Source organism: Sphingomonas sp. CFBP 13706, assembly GCF_014842355.1.
Taxonomy (GTDB): Bacteria; Pseudomonadota; Alphaproteobacteria; order Sphingomonadales; family Sphingomonadaceae; genus Sphingomonas; species Sphingomonas aerolata.
In genome coordinates, this window is the sequence record NZ_JACYVM010000015.1 from 34,198 (window position 1) to 49,508 (window position 15,311).

At 63.4% G+C, this 15,311-nt stretch carries 16 protein-coding genes; 10 read left to right on the forward strand and 6 right to left on the reverse strand.

Annotated elements, in window-relative coordinates:
- Positions 1–10: 10 nt before the first annotated feature.
- Positions 11–1,180: a hypothetical protein gene (locus IFS44_RS18490; protein ID WP_192099578.1), complete on the reverse strand. Its 1,170-nt coding sequence runs from the start codon at positions 1,178–1,180 to the stop codon at positions 11–13.
- A 144-nt stretch (positions 1,181–1,324) separates the two neighbouring features.
- Here IFS44_RS18490 and copM point away from each other — a divergent pair, with 144 nt between their 5' ends.
- Both copM and IFS44_RS18500 read left to right on the forward strand, forming a co-directional pair.
- Positions 1,325–1,822, forward strand: a complete 498-nt coding sequence (gene copM, locus IFS44_RS18495) for a CopM family metallochaperone (RefSeq protein ID WP_235527837.1) — start codon at positions 1,325–1,327, stop codon at positions 1,820–1,822.
- Positions 1,819–3,237 carry a YncE family protein gene (locus tag IFS44_RS18500; protein ID WP_056476194.1) on the forward strand — a complete coding sequence of 473 codons (1,419 nt, stop codon included), beginning with the start codon at positions 1,819–1,821 and terminating at the stop codon, positions 3,235–3,237. Before copM ends, IFS44_RS18500 begins: the two co-directional genes overlap by 4 nt.
- Positions 3,238–3,625: 388 nt before the next feature.
- Here the strand turns inward: IFS44_RS18500 and IFS44_RS18505 are convergent, their stop codons facing one another.
- The 3 genes from IFS44_RS18505 to IFS44_RS22995 form a co-directional block, all read right to left on the reverse strand.
- The gene (locus tag IFS44_RS18505) at positions 3,626–4,810 is read right to left on the reverse strand and encodes a tyrosine-type recombinase/integrase (RefSeq protein WP_192099579.1); all 1,185 of its coding nucleotides are present in this window, start codon (positions 4,808–4,810) and stop codon (positions 3,626–3,628) included.
- Positions 4,811–5,115: 305 nt separating this feature from the next.
- A complete protein-coding gene (locus IFS44_RS18510; protein WP_192099580.1) occupies positions 5,116–6,435 on the reverse strand; it encodes a recombinase family protein in 1,320 nt (439 codons plus the stop codon).
- Positions 6,435–6,695 (reverse strand): recombinase family protein, encoded by a 261-nt coding sequence (locus tag IFS44_RS22995; RefSeq protein ID WP_192099581.1) that lies wholly within the window; start codon positions 6,693–6,695, stop codon positions 6,435–6,437. The genes IFS44_RS18510 and IFS44_RS22995 overlap by 1 nt, the downstream gene beginning before the upstream one ends.
- Positions 6,696–7,198: 503 nt before the next feature.
- On the opposite strand from IFS44_RS22995, the gene IFS44_RS18520 reads away from it, so the two are divergent.
- The 8 genes from IFS44_RS18520 to IFS44_RS18555 all read left to right on the forward strand — a co-directional run bounded on the left by IFS44_RS18520 (position 7,199) and on the right by IFS44_RS18555 (position 13,004).
- Positions 7,199–7,354, forward strand: coding sequence for a hypothetical protein (locus IFS44_RS18520; RefSeq protein ID WP_192099582.1), 156 nt, complete (start codon positions 7,199–7,201; stop codon positions 7,352–7,354).
- 85 nt (positions 7,355–7,439) lie between these two features.
- A complete protein-coding gene (locus IFS44_RS18525) occupies positions 7,440–8,048 on the forward strand; it encodes a carboxymuconolactone decarboxylase family protein (RefSeq protein WP_056674186.1) in 609 nt (202 codons plus the stop codon).
- Positions 8,045–8,506, forward strand: a complete 462-nt coding sequence (locus IFS44_RS18530; protein WP_056674188.1) for a hypothetical protein — start codon at positions 8,045–8,047, stop codon at positions 8,504–8,506. The genes IFS44_RS18525 and IFS44_RS18530 overlap by 4 nt, the downstream gene beginning before the upstream one ends.
- Positions 8,507–8,575: 69 nt before the next feature.
- Positions 8,576–9,667: a catalase family protein gene (locus tag IFS44_RS18535; RefSeq protein ID WP_197977953.1), complete on the forward strand. Its 1,092-nt coding sequence runs from the start codon at positions 8,576–8,578 to the stop codon at positions 9,665–9,667.
- 76 nt (positions 9,668–9,743) lie between these two features.
- Complete coding sequence (locus IFS44_RS18540; RefSeq protein WP_192099583.1) at positions 9,744–10,829, forward strand: catalase family protein; 1,086 nt, start codon at positions 9,744–9,746, stop codon at positions 10,827–10,829.
- Between the two features lie 37 nt (positions 10,830–10,866).
- Complete coding sequence (locus IFS44_RS18545; protein ID WP_192099584.1) at positions 10,867–11,436, forward strand: type 1 glutamine amidotransferase domain-containing protein; 570 nt, start codon at positions 10,867–10,869, stop codon at positions 11,434–11,436.
- A complete protein-coding gene (locus IFS44_RS18550) occupies positions 11,436–12,197 on the forward strand; it encodes an SDR family NAD(P)-dependent oxidoreductase (RefSeq protein WP_192099606.1) in 762 nt (253 codons plus the stop codon). Before IFS44_RS18545 ends, IFS44_RS18550 begins: the two co-directional genes overlap by 1 nt.
- Positions 12,198–12,293: 96 nt before the next feature.
- A complete protein-coding gene (locus tag IFS44_RS18555) occupies positions 12,294–13,004 on the forward strand; it encodes an SDR family NAD(P)-dependent oxidoreductase (RefSeq protein WP_192099585.1) in 711 nt (236 codons plus the stop codon).
- 64 nt (positions 13,005–13,068) lie between these two features.
- On the opposite strand, the gene IFS44_RS22825 is transcribed toward IFS44_RS18555, so the two are convergent.
- Together IFS44_RS22825 and IFS44_RS22410 are read right to left on the reverse strand one after the other, a co-directional pair.
- Positions 13,069–14,916 carry an alpha/beta fold hydrolase gene (locus tag IFS44_RS22825; protein ID WP_342366492.1) on the reverse strand — a complete coding sequence of 616 codons (1,848 nt, stop codon included), beginning with the start codon at positions 14,914–14,916 and terminating at the stop codon, positions 13,069–13,071.
- Positions 14,832–15,158 carry an epoxide hydrolase N-terminal domain-containing protein gene (locus IFS44_RS22410; protein WP_244650426.1) on the reverse strand — a complete coding sequence of 109 codons (327 nt, stop codon included), beginning with the start codon at positions 15,156–15,158 and terminating at the stop codon, positions 14,832–14,834. Before IFS44_RS22410 ends, IFS44_RS22825 begins: the two co-directional genes overlap by 85 nt.
- Positions 15,159–15,311 lie beyond the last annotated feature (153 nt).

The following is a 15,311-nucleotide window of genomic DNA, read 5'->3' on the forward strand; positions in this document are numbered from 1 at the left end:
GTAAGACCGATCAACGCGCCGCCAGGGCAAGCGCCGCATCGCGCCCGGATGGCACTAGATTGGCGAGACCTTTTCCTGATCGCACGGCACCAGGAACGTAGATCAGGCTTTGCGCATCCGTACTGATCGGGATCGTCGACGCGGTGGTGTACGTCAGCGTGTCGATCCCAGCGACCTTGTTGGTTCCGGCCAGGCTGGCATAGATCCTCGTACCATCGCCCGACGGCCAAACCGCACTCGGAGCCGCTTGTAGCGGGATGGTTGTCACAGCCTCCAGGCTGTCGGTTCTATAGACCTTGATTGCAGGTTGATCGCCGCCAACGCTGACATAGGCAAAGGAATCGTCCGCGCGCTGGGCGAAGTTGACCGCGCCCGTTGCTGGACCAGTGTTTATCACTTCGCGTACCGCAAACGGCGGTTTGGCAGCAAAGACCGTGGTCGTGCCGCTCTCGCGGCGTGTTGACCAGATTTGTTTGCCATCTGGCGAGACCGCGATTGCTCCCGCACCTGCACCGTTGCTGGCAACGTGTCCGACGACGCGCCGATGCTCGACGTCGACAACCAGGATGGACGGCCTTTCAGTAAGCGATACAAAGGCATAACGTCCGTTTGGCGACAGGATGGTCGCGCCCGCTCCGCCACTTGCTGGTACGCGGGTGATCTCCCGCGCGGTCTTAGGATCCACGACCGCGATGGCATGTTCATCGCCGAGCGAAACCCAGAGTTCGTGCCCATTGGGCGTAAACGCGACGGCGGTAGGCGACGTCTGGAACACGGTCCGGCCTCGTTCCGTGTTCGTGGCCAGATCTACGAGCGTCACACTGTGCTGCGCTAATGCCGATACCGCCAGGGTCCGCCCGTCACGCGTTGCAGCCAGGTGCTGGACTTTGGAGCTGGAAAAGCTGGGCTCAGCTATCGCGCTTTTGGCGAGGTCGATGCGTCCCAGTTCGTTGCCCGCTGCAGGATCGATGACAACGATCTTCGTCGATGTCGGGTCAGACACATAGATCCGGTCATGATGACTAAGGTCGATATCAGCCTTCGACCACGGTGCCTGAACCGCCTTGATATCGCAGGGAAAGTCGTCCGCCGCAGGTGCAGCCCAATAGGCCTGAGCGATCGCCGGGACTGGCGCTACGGAGGCCAACATCGCGGCAACCAGAACGATCGTGGCTTTCATCGTTTGATCCTTATCGCGGATCCGGCGGGTGATCGTGCCAGTCCGATGCCGCTAGATCGACCGATATGTCCCTCGCGTCCAACGCATAGTCGCGATGGTTTCAATACGAAAACGCGATCATAGATCGCCTACCGTTCTTGTTAGATGATCGGAACGACCATGCTTATGCGTTGGACCGGCGGCTGCGCCGCAATTACTTACGCTGTCACGCTCGGCATTCATCGCTCGCGTGTCATAAATGGGAACACTAAAGGCATGACGATGAAATCTCGCACGGCCTTGCTAACGGCGATAGCCGTGTCCGTATCGACGGGTGCTTTAGCGCAAACGGACGGTTTCGCGTCCGCAATGGATGCGGCGATGGCGCGGATGCACGGCGCGATGATGACCGGTTATTCGAGCGATCCCGATCGCGACTTCGCAAAGATGATGATCCCGCATCATCAGGGCGCGATCGACATGGCCGAAGTCGAACTGCGGTTCGGCAAGGATGAACGCCTGCGCCGGCTCGCCCAGGGAATCATCGTCGAACAGCGTCAAGAAATCGCGGTGATGCAGGGCATCTTATCCGAAGGCGGCGCGTTGCCGCTTCACACTGAACCGACCGCGACCGGTCACCCCCATCACGGAGACCGTCCATGAAGCGTTTTACCTTAACCGCCTGTGCTGCCCTGTCTTTTTCGGCCCCGGCATTTGCGCAGCAGGTACCGAACGCGACCCCCGACATCCCTGTTAGCGCGCACGATCGGTTCTACACTTCGGACCAGTTCTCCAACACCGTGTCGGTGATCGATCCGTCGACCAACACGCTGCTCGGCGTGATAAAGCTCGGCGACCAGACCCCCTCGAACCTCAGCCCGCTCTACAAAGGACAGCTGCTCGTGCACGGCATGGGCTTCTCGCCTGATCGCAAGACGCTGGCGGTAATCTCGATCGGCTCGAACTCGGTGACGTTCATCGACACTGCGACCAATGCCGTGAAGCACACGACCTATGTGGGCCGATCGCCGCACGAAGCGTTCTTCCGCCCCGACGGTCGCGAAGTCTGGGTCGCGGTGCGCGGCGAGGATTATATCCAGGTGCTCGACGGCAAGACCTTCGCGCCGACCACGCGCATCCCCGTCCCCAACGGCCCCGGCATGACGATCTTCTCGCCGAACGGAAAATACGGTTACGTCTGTTCGAGCTTCACACCCGAGACCGTGGTGATCGACACCGCCTCGAAGAAGATCGTCGGTCGCGTCAAGCAGGCGAGCCCGTTCTGCCCTGACATCGCCGCGACGCCCGATGGCACGCAGGTCTGGCTGACGCTGAAGGACGTCGGCAAGGTCATGGTGTTTGACGCCAAGCCGCCCTTCGCAGTGCTGAAGACGTTCGATACCGGCGCGATCACCAACCACGTCAATATCGCCCGCAATAAGAACGGCCAGTTCGCCTATGTAACGGTCGGCACCGAGAACGTCGTCAAGGTATTCCGCACTACCGACTTCGTGCAGGTCGCGAGCATTCCGGTCGGCGCGCTTCCTCATGGCCTTTGGCCGTCGGGCGACGGCACGCGGATGTATGTCGGGCTGGAGAACGCCGATTCGGTCGCGGCGATCGATACCGCCAGCAACACCGTCATCGAGACAATTCCGATCGGTCAGGGTCCGCAAGGCGTGGCATATGTTTCCGGCGCGGTGCCGGTAGGCGATGGCCGTGCAAACCTGGTGCCGCTCGCGCAGGCCGGCATGAAGATCCAGCTGACTCTATCCGGGACTGGGCGCAGCCAGGTCACGCTGTTCGATCAAGGCCAGGTCCAGATTTTGCAGGCGGCGGTTGCGGGCCTCAGCCCAAAGATGCCCTATGTCCTTGGACTATCCTCCCACGCTGATGGCAGCGGCGTGATCCAGCCTCTGGCGAAGTTCATGACCAATCCGGCGGGCGGCGCGATAGTAAACACGCTCGGACCGCTCCGCCAGATCGTCAGCGACGCGAAAGGCGACATGCGCCGTTACCTCGTCATTGCTCCGGGCGACCCGATGATGCCGGGCGCTGTCGTTCAGGTGCAAAAATGAGGATTCCGGTGAAACCTGCGATCTCTTGTGCGTATCCGGTATCTTGGTCATGACGCTGGTATAGGCTGCCGCAGCGTTTTGAGACTGTCGGAAAACACATGATTGTTGTGCAGCCGGACGATAGGCCCGGCTGGGCTTCCCGGGCCGGTAGAGCAATGTACGGCAAACCCGGTCGGTTTGTATGAAAGTACGACAACCAGGTTTTTGGGGTTTCCCGTCTCCCCCTCAGACCAATCCGCAACGTCAGCTTACCGCCATCCCACGCCGGAAGCTGACGGACCGCCGTCCACCGGATTGCGACGTTCCGAACAGCAAAATCTGGGCAACTGCTAAGGACCGTTCATTACCCGGTCCCCAAGCAACAATGGGACCGGGTGAGATCCTATGCTCAATCAATAGCTACGGTACGATTAGTGATCGGCGACATGCTGCCGAAAATTGCGGCCGACACATCGTTAGCCGCGTCTCGGACCGTACCGCGGGCAAGGTGGGCATAGCGCTTGGTCGTCTGCTCGCTCGAATGGCCAAGAATCTTGCCGATAACTAGCAATGACATGCCGGCGGCGGCGGCGACCGATGCAAAGGTATGTCGTAGGTCGTGAATGCGTGCGTCTTTCAGTCCTGCGCGTTCTCGCACCCGTTGCCAGAACGGCTGCAGGTCAGTGAGCCGCCCGCCGGGGAACTTGCCAGGTAGGACCCAGTCGTTGCCGTCTGGATGCGGCAAGCTATGCAGCAATGTTAGGGCAGGGGCGCCGACGGGGACGTCCTTGGCGCCTGTCTTCGAGTCAGGCAGACGGAGAAGCCCGTGCTGGTAGTCGATATAGCGCCACTGCAGCGTCATGATCTCGTTTAGTCGGCACCCCGTCAGCATCAGTAGCCGAATCGCAGCGATAGCGGACGGCATCTCAATGCGCTCTGCTTCCATTTCCGCCAGCACCTCGCCAACCCGCGCCAGCTCGGCGGCGCTAAGGAACCGTTCGCGCTTATTCTCGGGGTATTTCTTTACGCCCTTGCGCGGGTTCGTTCCCTCCGGCCGGTACCCCCATTCCTCAGCCAGGCTGAACATCTTCGAGATAACCTCAATCGTTCGATTGGCCTGGGTGGGCTTGTGGCCGAGGTCTCGGTGGATCCGGGCAACATCCTGACGCGTCACCTCGTCAACGCGTTTCGAGCCGATCTCCGGTAGAATGTACGTCTTCAGTGAGCGCCGATACTCGGCGGCGGTGCTCGCTTTTACCCATAGGGCGATATGCCGGTCATCGAAGACCTCAGCGAGCTGGCGCACGGTGAGTGCTCTTCGCTTGGCGTCCCGTTCGGCGGCGGGGTCGCCGCCCATCTGAACCTTTGCAGCGGCGGAGCGAGCCTGCTCACGGGCCGACCCCAACGGTAACACCCCGACCTCGCCGACCTTCAGCTGCCGCCAGCAGTTGTTCTCATCCCGGTATCGGTACACCCACACGCGTCTCCCTGATCCGAGAAAACGAATACCGAAGCCTTTTACTTCGTCATCCCACAAAAACTCCTTATCGTGCGTGGTCGTGGTTCCCACCATCAGCTTCGTTAACTTTGCCATGTCGGCCCTCCAAATACCTGCGCTCTCCGCCGGCCGTCTTCAGGAAGCACCTAGGAAGCATGGTGCGAAGTAACGGTGCGTAAGCGCGGGGTCATTGGAAGCAATGGTACGGCGTCGCAGTCAAGCTAAGGCACGGTAGACACGTAGATAAAGGTATTCACGCGAAGTATATCGTATCGTCGTTAATAGAACTCATAACCTGAAGGTCACAGGTTCAAATCCTGTCCCCGCAACCAACTTGATTTGCAATGCCTCCTCGGTCACCTCCGCGGAGGCTTTTTGCGTTTCCGCTCCAGCGCTCAGCTCTAGCATTGACGCAAACTCGCCGCGAAGATGGATCGCAAGTCGCCGTTTTCCGGTTTCAACACGACTGTGTCGATCAGCGAACGGATGCGCTCGAACGCCTGTGAGCGGAGCGCATCATCCTCAAACGCATCGGTCAGCCGTCCGACCTTCTGGCGGTACGTGTTGTCAAGATCTGCATGTAGTAAGTTGGTAGGCGTCGGTAGCTTAAATGCGCGCTCAGCTTCGGAAAGCAACGTGCCTCGTCGCTCGGCCCACGCCCTCATTTGCGCAATGAACATCGAGGCGTCCACACTCTTGAGGATGGCTGCCTTGGCGAGGGCGATCTGCCGGTCGATCTCCATCAATTCGAGATCGCGCTGCGGCTGACTGTCAGTCGCGCTTGCCTCCAGTCGCGCCGTCTCCTTCGCATACTCCTCGAGGAATACCGCGAGCACCTCGTCACGCACCATCTCGTTCGCGAGACCGGATAGGATGCGGGCGTCGAGATCGTCCTGGCGGATGGTCAGGCGGTTCCCACAAAAGGCTGGGCCTTTCTTTGATGCCCCCTGACAGCCGAACCGCGTGCGACCAGATTTGGCATAGCTCGAACCGCATTCGCCGCAGGTCATCTTGCCGGATGTCAAATATTTCGGGCGCTGCTGTGCGAAGAAGGGCAGGGCAGGGACGGCGTCCCCGGCCCTCATCGGGCCACGCCGCAGCGACTGCTGGCGGTCCTTGATGCTCTGCCATAACGTGTCGCTGACGATGCGCAGGTCTGGTGCTGCGACCGTGGTAGCCTGCTGCTCTTCTGCAGTCAGGAATGCATGTCGTTTACCGGTATCGGGATTCTTGCGGTACGTCTGGCGGGCGTAAGCGCGTCTACCGACATAAAGTTGGTTGTTGAGAATGCCAGTACCACGCTCGGCGTTGCCGGTCAGCGTGTTGGGCGTCCATGCATGTGGATTGCTCGACGTTGCCCGATCACGTCGACCGCTGCGCGGGGGCGGTACGCCTTCCTCGTTAAGGCGGCGGACTATGCTGCCGGGCGATATGCCAGCAGCATAGTCTTCGAAGATCCGTACGACGATAGCGGCTTGCGCCGGCACGATCTGCTGCAGACCCCTGGTACGTTCGCCGTTCAGGTCGTAGGCGATGCGTTTCTCATAGCCATATGCCGTGCCGCCAGGATTCTTTCCCATTGCGTGCCGCTTGATCAGAGCATCGCGAGTTTTCTCGCTGGTCGCGGCAATCTGTTCGGCGTTGATCGTTCCCATCATGCCGATTTGCAGCGCCCCGACCTCGCCTTCCTTGCGTGTGACAAGGAGGATGCCGCGGAACATCAGTCTTTCGTACAGCGAAGCATGTCCGCCTGGCTTCGCGACACCCGGTCCATCGCATCTGCGAACACTACGTCAACGCCCCCGGTTCCTACCGCGGCAAGTAACGCCTGTAACCCGACCCGGTGGATTGTTGCGCCGGACTGCGAACCATCTGTGTAGCAGCCGACCTCGGTCCATTTTCGCTGTGCGAGGCCGCGACGGTACATCGTCAACTGCGTGGCGATCGATAGCGGATCTTGGATCCGTCGAATAGCGTGCATACAGCAGTCCGCGCATCAGCTTTCCTCAACCTCGTTTCGCTGAACGTTCCCGTCTACATCATAGGCTTCGGCTGTTCTGTTTAGAGCAGCTCGTCTTCGGAACTCGGCTCGTGCAAGATCGCGCGCCAGCAGCTTTGATAGCTCGATGGCCAAGCTGCTGGAGCAGCGGAGTGGGGGCGTCGGTCGCACATCACCTACATAGCCGCCAGCAAGACTGGCCTTCCCGTCCTACCCCCCTAGAGAAGAATCTGCCGCTAACCCGTCGCGGAGATTAGTGAAAACCGGTGGAAACCGGCCTGGCCGCTATCGGGCGACATTCGTCGTAACCAGCCCTTCGTTCATGCGCGAGACGGCAGGGGCTGAATGCGGACAGCGGTGGATGCACGAACCCGCTGCGCGGGAGGGGTGCTTGCGGCTTGGCTAAGGTGAGGCAACGAGCGTAGCGCCGCGGTTGAGCGCCTACCCAGCGTCAACGATCGCACTGCGAGACGCTGGCCGCGGCGATGCGCACGGCGGGCGTGAAGGTTGAGCAGAAGACGTATCCAGGCGTCACGCATGAGTTCTTCGGCATGGCGAAGGTCGTTCGCGGTGCCAAGGACGCCAACGAACTGGCGGTCGCGCGCCTGAAGGCAGCGTTCGCAGGGGCGCCCCGCCGCTGATCGGTTCGACGGGGTGGCCGGTGCCGCCCCGTCGATCAATGCGTGACCGGCATCCGGCCGGCGCGGCCTGACAACGGAGCAAGCGATGCGTACCCCACCTTATCCGCCCGCGGACATGCCCGCGGCTCTGCGTCCGCTTCACGACGAGATGGACGCCTACATCACCGAGCATCTGAAGGGCTTCGTCTCGCACCGAGCGGATGGGGCGCTGGTCGGGCCGTTCGCGCCGATGTTGCGCTTTCCCGCGTTCGGTCGCGCTGCCTGGACGTATACCAAGGCGCTGATCGACAACGCGACGCTGCCGAAAGCGGCGCATGAGGTCGCGATCCTGGCGACCGGCGCGGTCTTCAACTCGCGCTACGAACTCTATGCGCACGAGCGGGTCGGCGAGGCGGCGGGTCTGTCGCATGAGAAGGTCGCGACGATCGCCGCCGGCCAGCGTCCCGCCGACCTGACCGAAGAAGAGCAGGCCGCCTATGACGTCGCGGTGACGCTGGCGGGCGGGCGGCAGCTGCCAGCCTCGACCTACGACCGTGCCGTGCGCGCGTTCGGCGAGGATCGGACAGCGGAACTCGTCTATCTGGTCGGCGGCTACTGCCTCGTGTCACTGCTGCTCAACGCCTACGACATGTCGGTCCCCGGTCGCGAGGAGGGCTTGCCCGACGATCCCCAGGAAGAGGGAGAGCGCGCATGAACGGCAAGCGGATGGCCGGCGCGATCGCCGGTGGGTTGGTGGCAGGCCTCGGCATCACCGCGATGATGATGGCGGGCGAGAAGAAGAGCGGCATCCCGTCCGAGCTCACCGATCTCGAACGGGCCGGCGCGCGGCAATTCGGCGTTCGCTCCTTACCGTCGAGCGACCTGCCGGATGCGGCCGAGCAGGCCATCGTGCAGGGTAGCCACCTCCTGCTGTCTGCGGCAGCCGGCGCGGTCTATGCGGCGACCGTCGACGAGGATGCAGGCATAGTGCCGTCGGGAATCATGTTCGGCCTGGGGTTCTACGCCGCGATGCACTGGATCACCGGGCCGTTGCTGGGGCTGAAGAAGCCCGAATGGCAGGCCGATGCGGCGACGATTGGTACGCACACGATGGTCCACCTCGTCTTCGGCGTCGCGACCGCGGCCGGCGCGAAGGCAGCGGCCAACGCCTGACCATTCCGGAATACCGACGCCCCCAAAGCGCGAACCGCGCGTTACTGCGCTGAACCAAATGGATTTCCCATGTTGAAGAACCCGATCCGCTACAGCCCCGACGTCGAGACGATCGGTTCCGACGAGCAGGAAACGATCGACGGCCTCAACAAGACGTTCAGCTACATCGTCGAGAAGACGCACGAGGACCTCGGCCACGCGCAGCGCGGCGTCCATGCCAAGAGCCATGCGTTGCTCGAAGGCGAGATGGTGGTCCACGACGACCTTGCGGACGAGCAGGCGCAGGGCATTTTCGAGCGCGGGCGTCGCTACCCGATCATCATCCGCATGTCGGCGATCCCCGGCGATCCGATCCGCGACAGCGTCTCCCTGCCGCGCGGCTTCTCGATCAAGGTGATCGGTGTCGACGGCGAGCGGCTGCCGGGCGCCGAGGATGAGGTGACGCAGGACTTTCTGATGGCCTCCGGGGTCGCCTTCTCGAACCCGACGCCGGTCGGGGTCCTGCGCAACACCAAGCTGCTCGCCGCGACGACCAACCGCGCGGAATGGGCGAAGGCGGCGCTGTCGAAGGTGTTGCGCCCGATCGAGCAGGCGTTGGAAGCCGTCGGCGGCGAGAGTGCTTTGCTGAAGGGTTTTGGCGGTTATCCGGACACCAATCCGATCGGCGATCGCTATGGCACGCAGGCGCCGCTCCGCTTTGGCGACTATATCGCCAAGTTCGACATCGTGCCGGAATCGCCCAACTTTCGTGCACTGACCGATCACAAGCTCGACGAGAGCAAGAGCCCCGACTCGATCCGCGAAGAACTGATGGCGATCTTCGCGAACGAGGGTGGTGCATGGACGCTGCGCGCGCAACTCTGCCGCGACCTCGAGGAGAACCCGATCGAGGACGCCGCGACGCCGTGGCCCGAGCAGGGCAATCCCTACATCGCGGTCGCGACCATCACGGTGAAGCCGCAGAAGAGCTGGTCCGAGGAGCGCGTTACCGTGCTCAACGAACAGACCGCGTTCCGCCCCTGGCACGGCGTCGAGGCACATCGGCCGCTCGGGTCGGTCATGCGCGCGCGCCGTGCGGTCTACCCGGTCATCCAGGATTTGCGCAGCCAGTTGAACGGCTGCCCGATGCACGAGCCGCGGTCGCTGCCTGCGCTCGACTGACCGGGTCTGCACGGAACCGTACCGAAACGTCGCGGGGCATTCAAATGTTAACATCCTGATCTAACAGGAGCTTCCCATGCCCTATCTACCCTATCGCGACGACATCGAGACGCCTGAGCCCGGCGAGCAGGAGAGTATTGACGGCATCATCAAGGGGATGACGCAGGAGAGCGAGACGGTCGAAAAGCGCGACGGCCATGCGGTGCGCGCCAGTCATGCCAAGAGCACGGCCTGCGTCATCGGAACGATGGTCGTCGCTAACGATCTGCCGCCGGAACTGGCGCAGGGGCTGTTCGCGAACCCGGGGACGTTCGACGTCGCGGTCCGCTTTGCACAGGGGCCGGGCGAGAAGCTCGGGGACCGGGTCTCGACGCACCGCGGCCTGGCGATCAAGGTCTTCGGGGTCGAAGGCGCCAAGCTGTCTGGTCATGACGCGCCGACGCAGGATTTCGTCCTGGCGAGCGGTACGACGTTCCCCGCCGGCACCGCCGCCGGGTTTCTAGCGCAAGCAAAGAAGATCGGCATGACCGTGCCGATGCCCGAAGGTGTCAAAAGTGCGGCCGCATCGATCGCGCGCAACATCAACAAGGTCCTGAACGCGGTCGGTGCCGAACCGAGCCCGACGCTGGACTTTTACGGCCATCCGTTCAGCCACCCGCTCGTCGAGACGTATTTCAGCCAGTGCCCCATCCGCTACGGCGATCATGTCGCGAAACTAGGCGTGTTTCCGGTCGCGCCTGAGCAGCGTGCGCTGGATGATTGGCGGCTCGATCCGCATCAGGACGAGGATGGCTTCCGTCACGCCGCGATCGCGTATTTCGACGGCAACGACGCGGTCTTCGAACTGCGCGCGCAACTCTGGGTCGATGCCGAGACGCAGCCGATCGAGGATACCTCGGTCGACTGGCCGACGCGGGTCAGCGAATACCGTACGATCGCGACGATCCGTCTGCCGCGGCAGGCCGCCTATCGCCCGGATCGGGTCCGTTATTTCGACGAGGTCATGACGTTCCGGCCGGCGCACGCCCTGGAGGCGCATCGTCCGCTCGGCGGCGTGATGCGCGCGCGCATGCAGGTGTACCGCGCGCTCAGCGATTTCCGCCACCGCGAGACCGGCATTGCCGCCGTCAACACCGCGACCATCACCGATATCCCGGCCTGACGCTGCTCACGCTTATTCAGATTTCGAAAGGACGATCATGAAGCTCCAAGGCAAGACAATCGCAATTCTGATTTCACCGCGCGGCACGGAAGAGCCCGAGTTCGCGCAGCCAAAGGCAACCGTCGAGCAGGCAGGCGGTGCAGTAACCGTCATCAGCCTCAAAACCGGCGACGCAGAGACGGTCAACAACGATCTCGATCCTGGCAAGACGTTCGCCGTCGACAAAGCGATCGACGACGTGTCAGCCGCCGACTTCGATGGATTGGTGATCCCGGGCGGGTGCGTCGGCGCGGACACGCTGCGGTCGTCAGACAAGGTCGTAGCGTTCGTGCGGGATTTCTTCGCCGCCGGTAAGCCGGTCGCCGCGATCTGCCACGCGCCATGGACGCTGATCGAGGCCGATCAGGTACGCGGTCGTACGCTCACGTCGTACCCGACGCTCGCCACCGACATCCGCAACGCGGGCGGGACCTGGGTCGATCAGGAGGTCGTCGTCGACCAGGGCCTCGTCACCAGCCGCACCCCGGATGACTTGCCTGCGTTCTGTGTAAAGCTCGTCGAGGAGTTCTGCGAGGGCAGGCACGAGGCGCAGGCGGAGAACGCATGATGGCGCGCTTTGCCGACAAGGTCGTCGTAATCACCGGTGCCGCCTCGGGCATCGGCGAGGGGGCCGCGCGCCGCTTTGCCGAGGAAGGCGCGACGCTGGTGCTGGGCGACATCAACACGGGCGCGCTCGGCAAGTTGGCAGCCGAACTGGGCGGCACCGTCGAGACGCGGGAAACCGACGTCACCGACCGCGCCGCGTGCGAGGCGCTGGTCGAGGCGGCAATCGATCGCTTCGGTCGGATCGACGTGCTCGTCAACGACGCCGGCGTCGACCATCTGGGCAAGCTGGACGAGGGCGACTTCGCGGAATTCATTAAGGTGATCGAGACGGATCTGTACGGCGTCGTCCATATGAGCCGCGCGGCGATCGCGCATCTGCGCGCGTCGAAGGGCTGCATCATCAACGTGTCGTCGGTGTCGGGGCTCGGCGGCGACTGGAACCACAGCTTCTACTGCGCGGCCAAGGGTGCGGTCAGCAACTTCACGCGAGCGCTGGCGATGGACGAGGCGAGGAACGGCGTTCGCGTCAACGCGGTCAACCCGTCGCTGACTTATACCGCGCTGACCGCGGGAATGAAGGAACAGCCCGACCTGATCGCCAAGTTCGAGGAGCGAATCCCGATCGGGCGTGGTGCCGAGCCCGCCGACATCGCTGGTGCGATCGCGTTCCTGGCGAGCGACGACGCGCGCTTCGTGACGGGCGTCAACCTGCCGGTCGACGGCGGACTGACCGCGTCCAACGGCCAACCCCCGCTGTCCTGATATAACAAGGGCGCGTGAATGCGTTCTCGGTCATTTTTGGAGCCCATTCGGCAATGACGAACCCCGTTACCTTTCGCGCGCAGATCGGCGCCGTCGATGTCTGACGCGCCCAAGGTCGCTATCGTCACCGGTGCCTCGCAAGGCTTGGGTGAGGGGATTGCAGACGCGTATCACGCGCGCGGCTGGCGTGTCGTTGCCGTGTCGCGATCGATCGCACCTTCGCAGGCTGACGATTGGATCACCGTTGCGGGCGACGTCGCCGATCCCGACACTGCGAGGCGCGCCGTGATGGCCGCGCGCGATCGGTTCGGGCGTGTCGATACGCTCGTCAACAATGCCGGCGTCTTCATCGGTGAGCGTTTCACCGACTATACGGCGGAGCAGTATCGCCAGATCACGCAGACGAACCTCGATGGCTTCTTCCACATGACGCAGGCGGCGCTGCCGCTGATGGTCGAGCAAGGCAGTGGCCATATCCTGCAGATTGTCACGACGTTGGCGGAGCACGCCAATGTCGAATTCCCGTCGGTGCTCGCGTCGCTGACGAAGGGCGGGCTCGCCGCGGCGACGCGCAGCCTCGCGATCGAATATGCCGCCCGCGGCGTCCGCGCCAACGCAGTGTCGCCCGGCATCACCGAAACGCCGATGCATCCTCTTGAGACGCGCGCCGGGCTCGGAGCGTTTCACCCGCTCGGCCGGATGGGCACGGTCGCGGACGTGGTCGGCGCGGTGCTGTATCTTGAGGATGCCAGTTTCGTGACCGGCGAGATACTCCATGTCGACGGTGGGCAGGTCGCCGGACATTAACGGATAAGACAGGTACGATCTCTGAAGGGGGCAGCGGGCGGCGAGCCCCCTGACCCCCTTGGCGCTATCGCAAGACGTGTTCGGCGCATCGGCGGACGAATGCGGCGCTGGCATGCGGATGCGCGACCGGGAGCATATGGCCTCCGTCGGTCATTTCCAGCGTCGCGCGCGGAATTGTCGCTACTGTCTGCTCGCCATCGATCGAAGGGGCGATTACCTGGTCGTCACGGCCGTATAGCAGCGCGACCGGAATCGTCAGTTTAGGATAGCGGCTGACAATTGCGGCAAGGTCGACGTCGGCGCTGGCCAGTTCGAGCAGCGCAGCATTGACCGTAACCGGGCGATCGCCGAGCCCACCGCCGCCGCGCGTGGCGAAGTCGGCCGGGACTGGATCGGGCGCGAAGATCTTGCCCCAGCGCAGGCCATACGCCGCACGGCTGATCGGCGTACCGATCAGATTGGCGAATATCGAGGGTGAGCGCGGGCTGCCTTCGATCGCGTTTGCCACCGAGGCGGGCATCGATCCAGGCGGCTGCGTCATCGGCGCCAGCAACGCGAGGCCGGCGACCGAACCGGGATGGTGCGTGGACACGCCGAGGGCTACCGCACCGCCCAGCGAATGACCGACGAGCAGCGGCGGACGATCGAGCGCGAGCGTGTCGATGAGGCTTGCAATGATCGCCGACTGGCCAAGGACACCGGGCTGTTCGCCGGTCGGCACCGAATAGCCCGAGCCGGGCCGGTCTACGAGAATAACGCGATACCCGTCGGCCAGCGCATCGGCGACGCCGTAGGAGAAGTTGCGGAGCTGCGCGCCCAGCCCGTGGATCAGGACGATCGGCGGTCCCGCACCGCGATCGACATAGTGGATCCGTGCACCTGCGACGTCGATGAAACGGCCGTCGGCGGGCACGTCCTGCTCGATCCGCTTGGTCGTCGCGCGAGTGTAGACCGCGGCTGCTGCCAGTGTTGCAGCGATGATCCCAGCCGAGCGAAGTGCGATCGAGCGTTTCGGGGCGTCGTCGGAAACCGATCTGGACGCGAAGAAACGGCGCATGTCGGCGAGCAGCAACTCGGGTTGCTCCAGCGCGGCGAAGTGGCCGCCCGCGGGCATCTCGGTCCACTGGACGATGTCATAGGTCTTTTCCGCCTGCGAGCGCGGCGGTGGCGGGAAGACCGGGTCGGGGAACACTGCGATACCGGTCGGTACGGTAATCCGCGTTCCCGCGGGAAAAATGCCCGAATCCTCCAGCACGCGGCCACGGTACATCCAGGTCGACGTCACGAACGATCCCTCGACCAGATACAGCATGATGTTAGTGAGGAGCAGGTCCTCGTCGAACGCCTGCCACAGGTCGGGGCGGCCGTGTGCGTCGCGCGGCACGTCGGCCCATGCGCCGAACTTCTCCAATATCCACGCCGCAACGCCGACCGGGCTGTCCGACATCGCCACGCCGAGCGTCTGCGGGCGCGTACCCTGTTCCTGCGAATAGCCGGTTTCTTCCTTGGCGAGCTTCGCGCGTTTCGCGGCCCAGGCGACCTCGTCGGGCTTTTTCGGCACCGCATCCTTGGCCTGGAGCAGCACCATGTTCAGATGGAGTCCGGCGATCGCATCGGGATGCGCGTGCGCCATCCAGCCACCGATGGCGGCACCCCAGTCGCCGCCCTGCACGAGATAGCGTCGCGTGCCGAACAGCTCGACCATCAGGCCGTGTATGAGGTCTGCGGTCTGCTTCGGTCCGATCGGAGACACGGGGCGGCCCGAAAACGCGTAGCCGGGGAGCGAGGGAACAACGACGTCGTGACCATCGGCGACGAGCGGCGCGATCAGCGCCTCGAATTCGAGGAACGACCCCGGCCAGCCGTGTAGCAGAAGCAGCGGGGGACGTGAGCCATCGCCGCACGCATGAATGAAGTAAAGCTCTGCCCCTGCACGTCGGCCGTAAACGGCGGCAGCATATTGAGCCGCCGCTCCTGCGTGCGCCAGTCGTAGTCCGCCAGCCAATAGTCGACGAGCCGCTTGAGATCGGCGAGGCCGACGCCTGACTGCCAGCCCCCCGCGTCCGGCATGATGCTCCAGTCGAACGCCTCGACCTTGGCGCGAATGGCGGCGAGCCGGTCGTCGGGTACCGCTATGATGAAGGGTTCTGCCATGTGTCGATCCTGCCGAAGGGGGTAAATCCTGCTCCCCCGATTGAAAGCCTAACGTCGAACGCGCGAAAGCCGCCGAAAGGCGCTTCGAAGCGGGATGAACGGACGGCTGCTTTTGGGAAGCGGGTACGGCGGTTTGGACGTCTGGAATTGGGT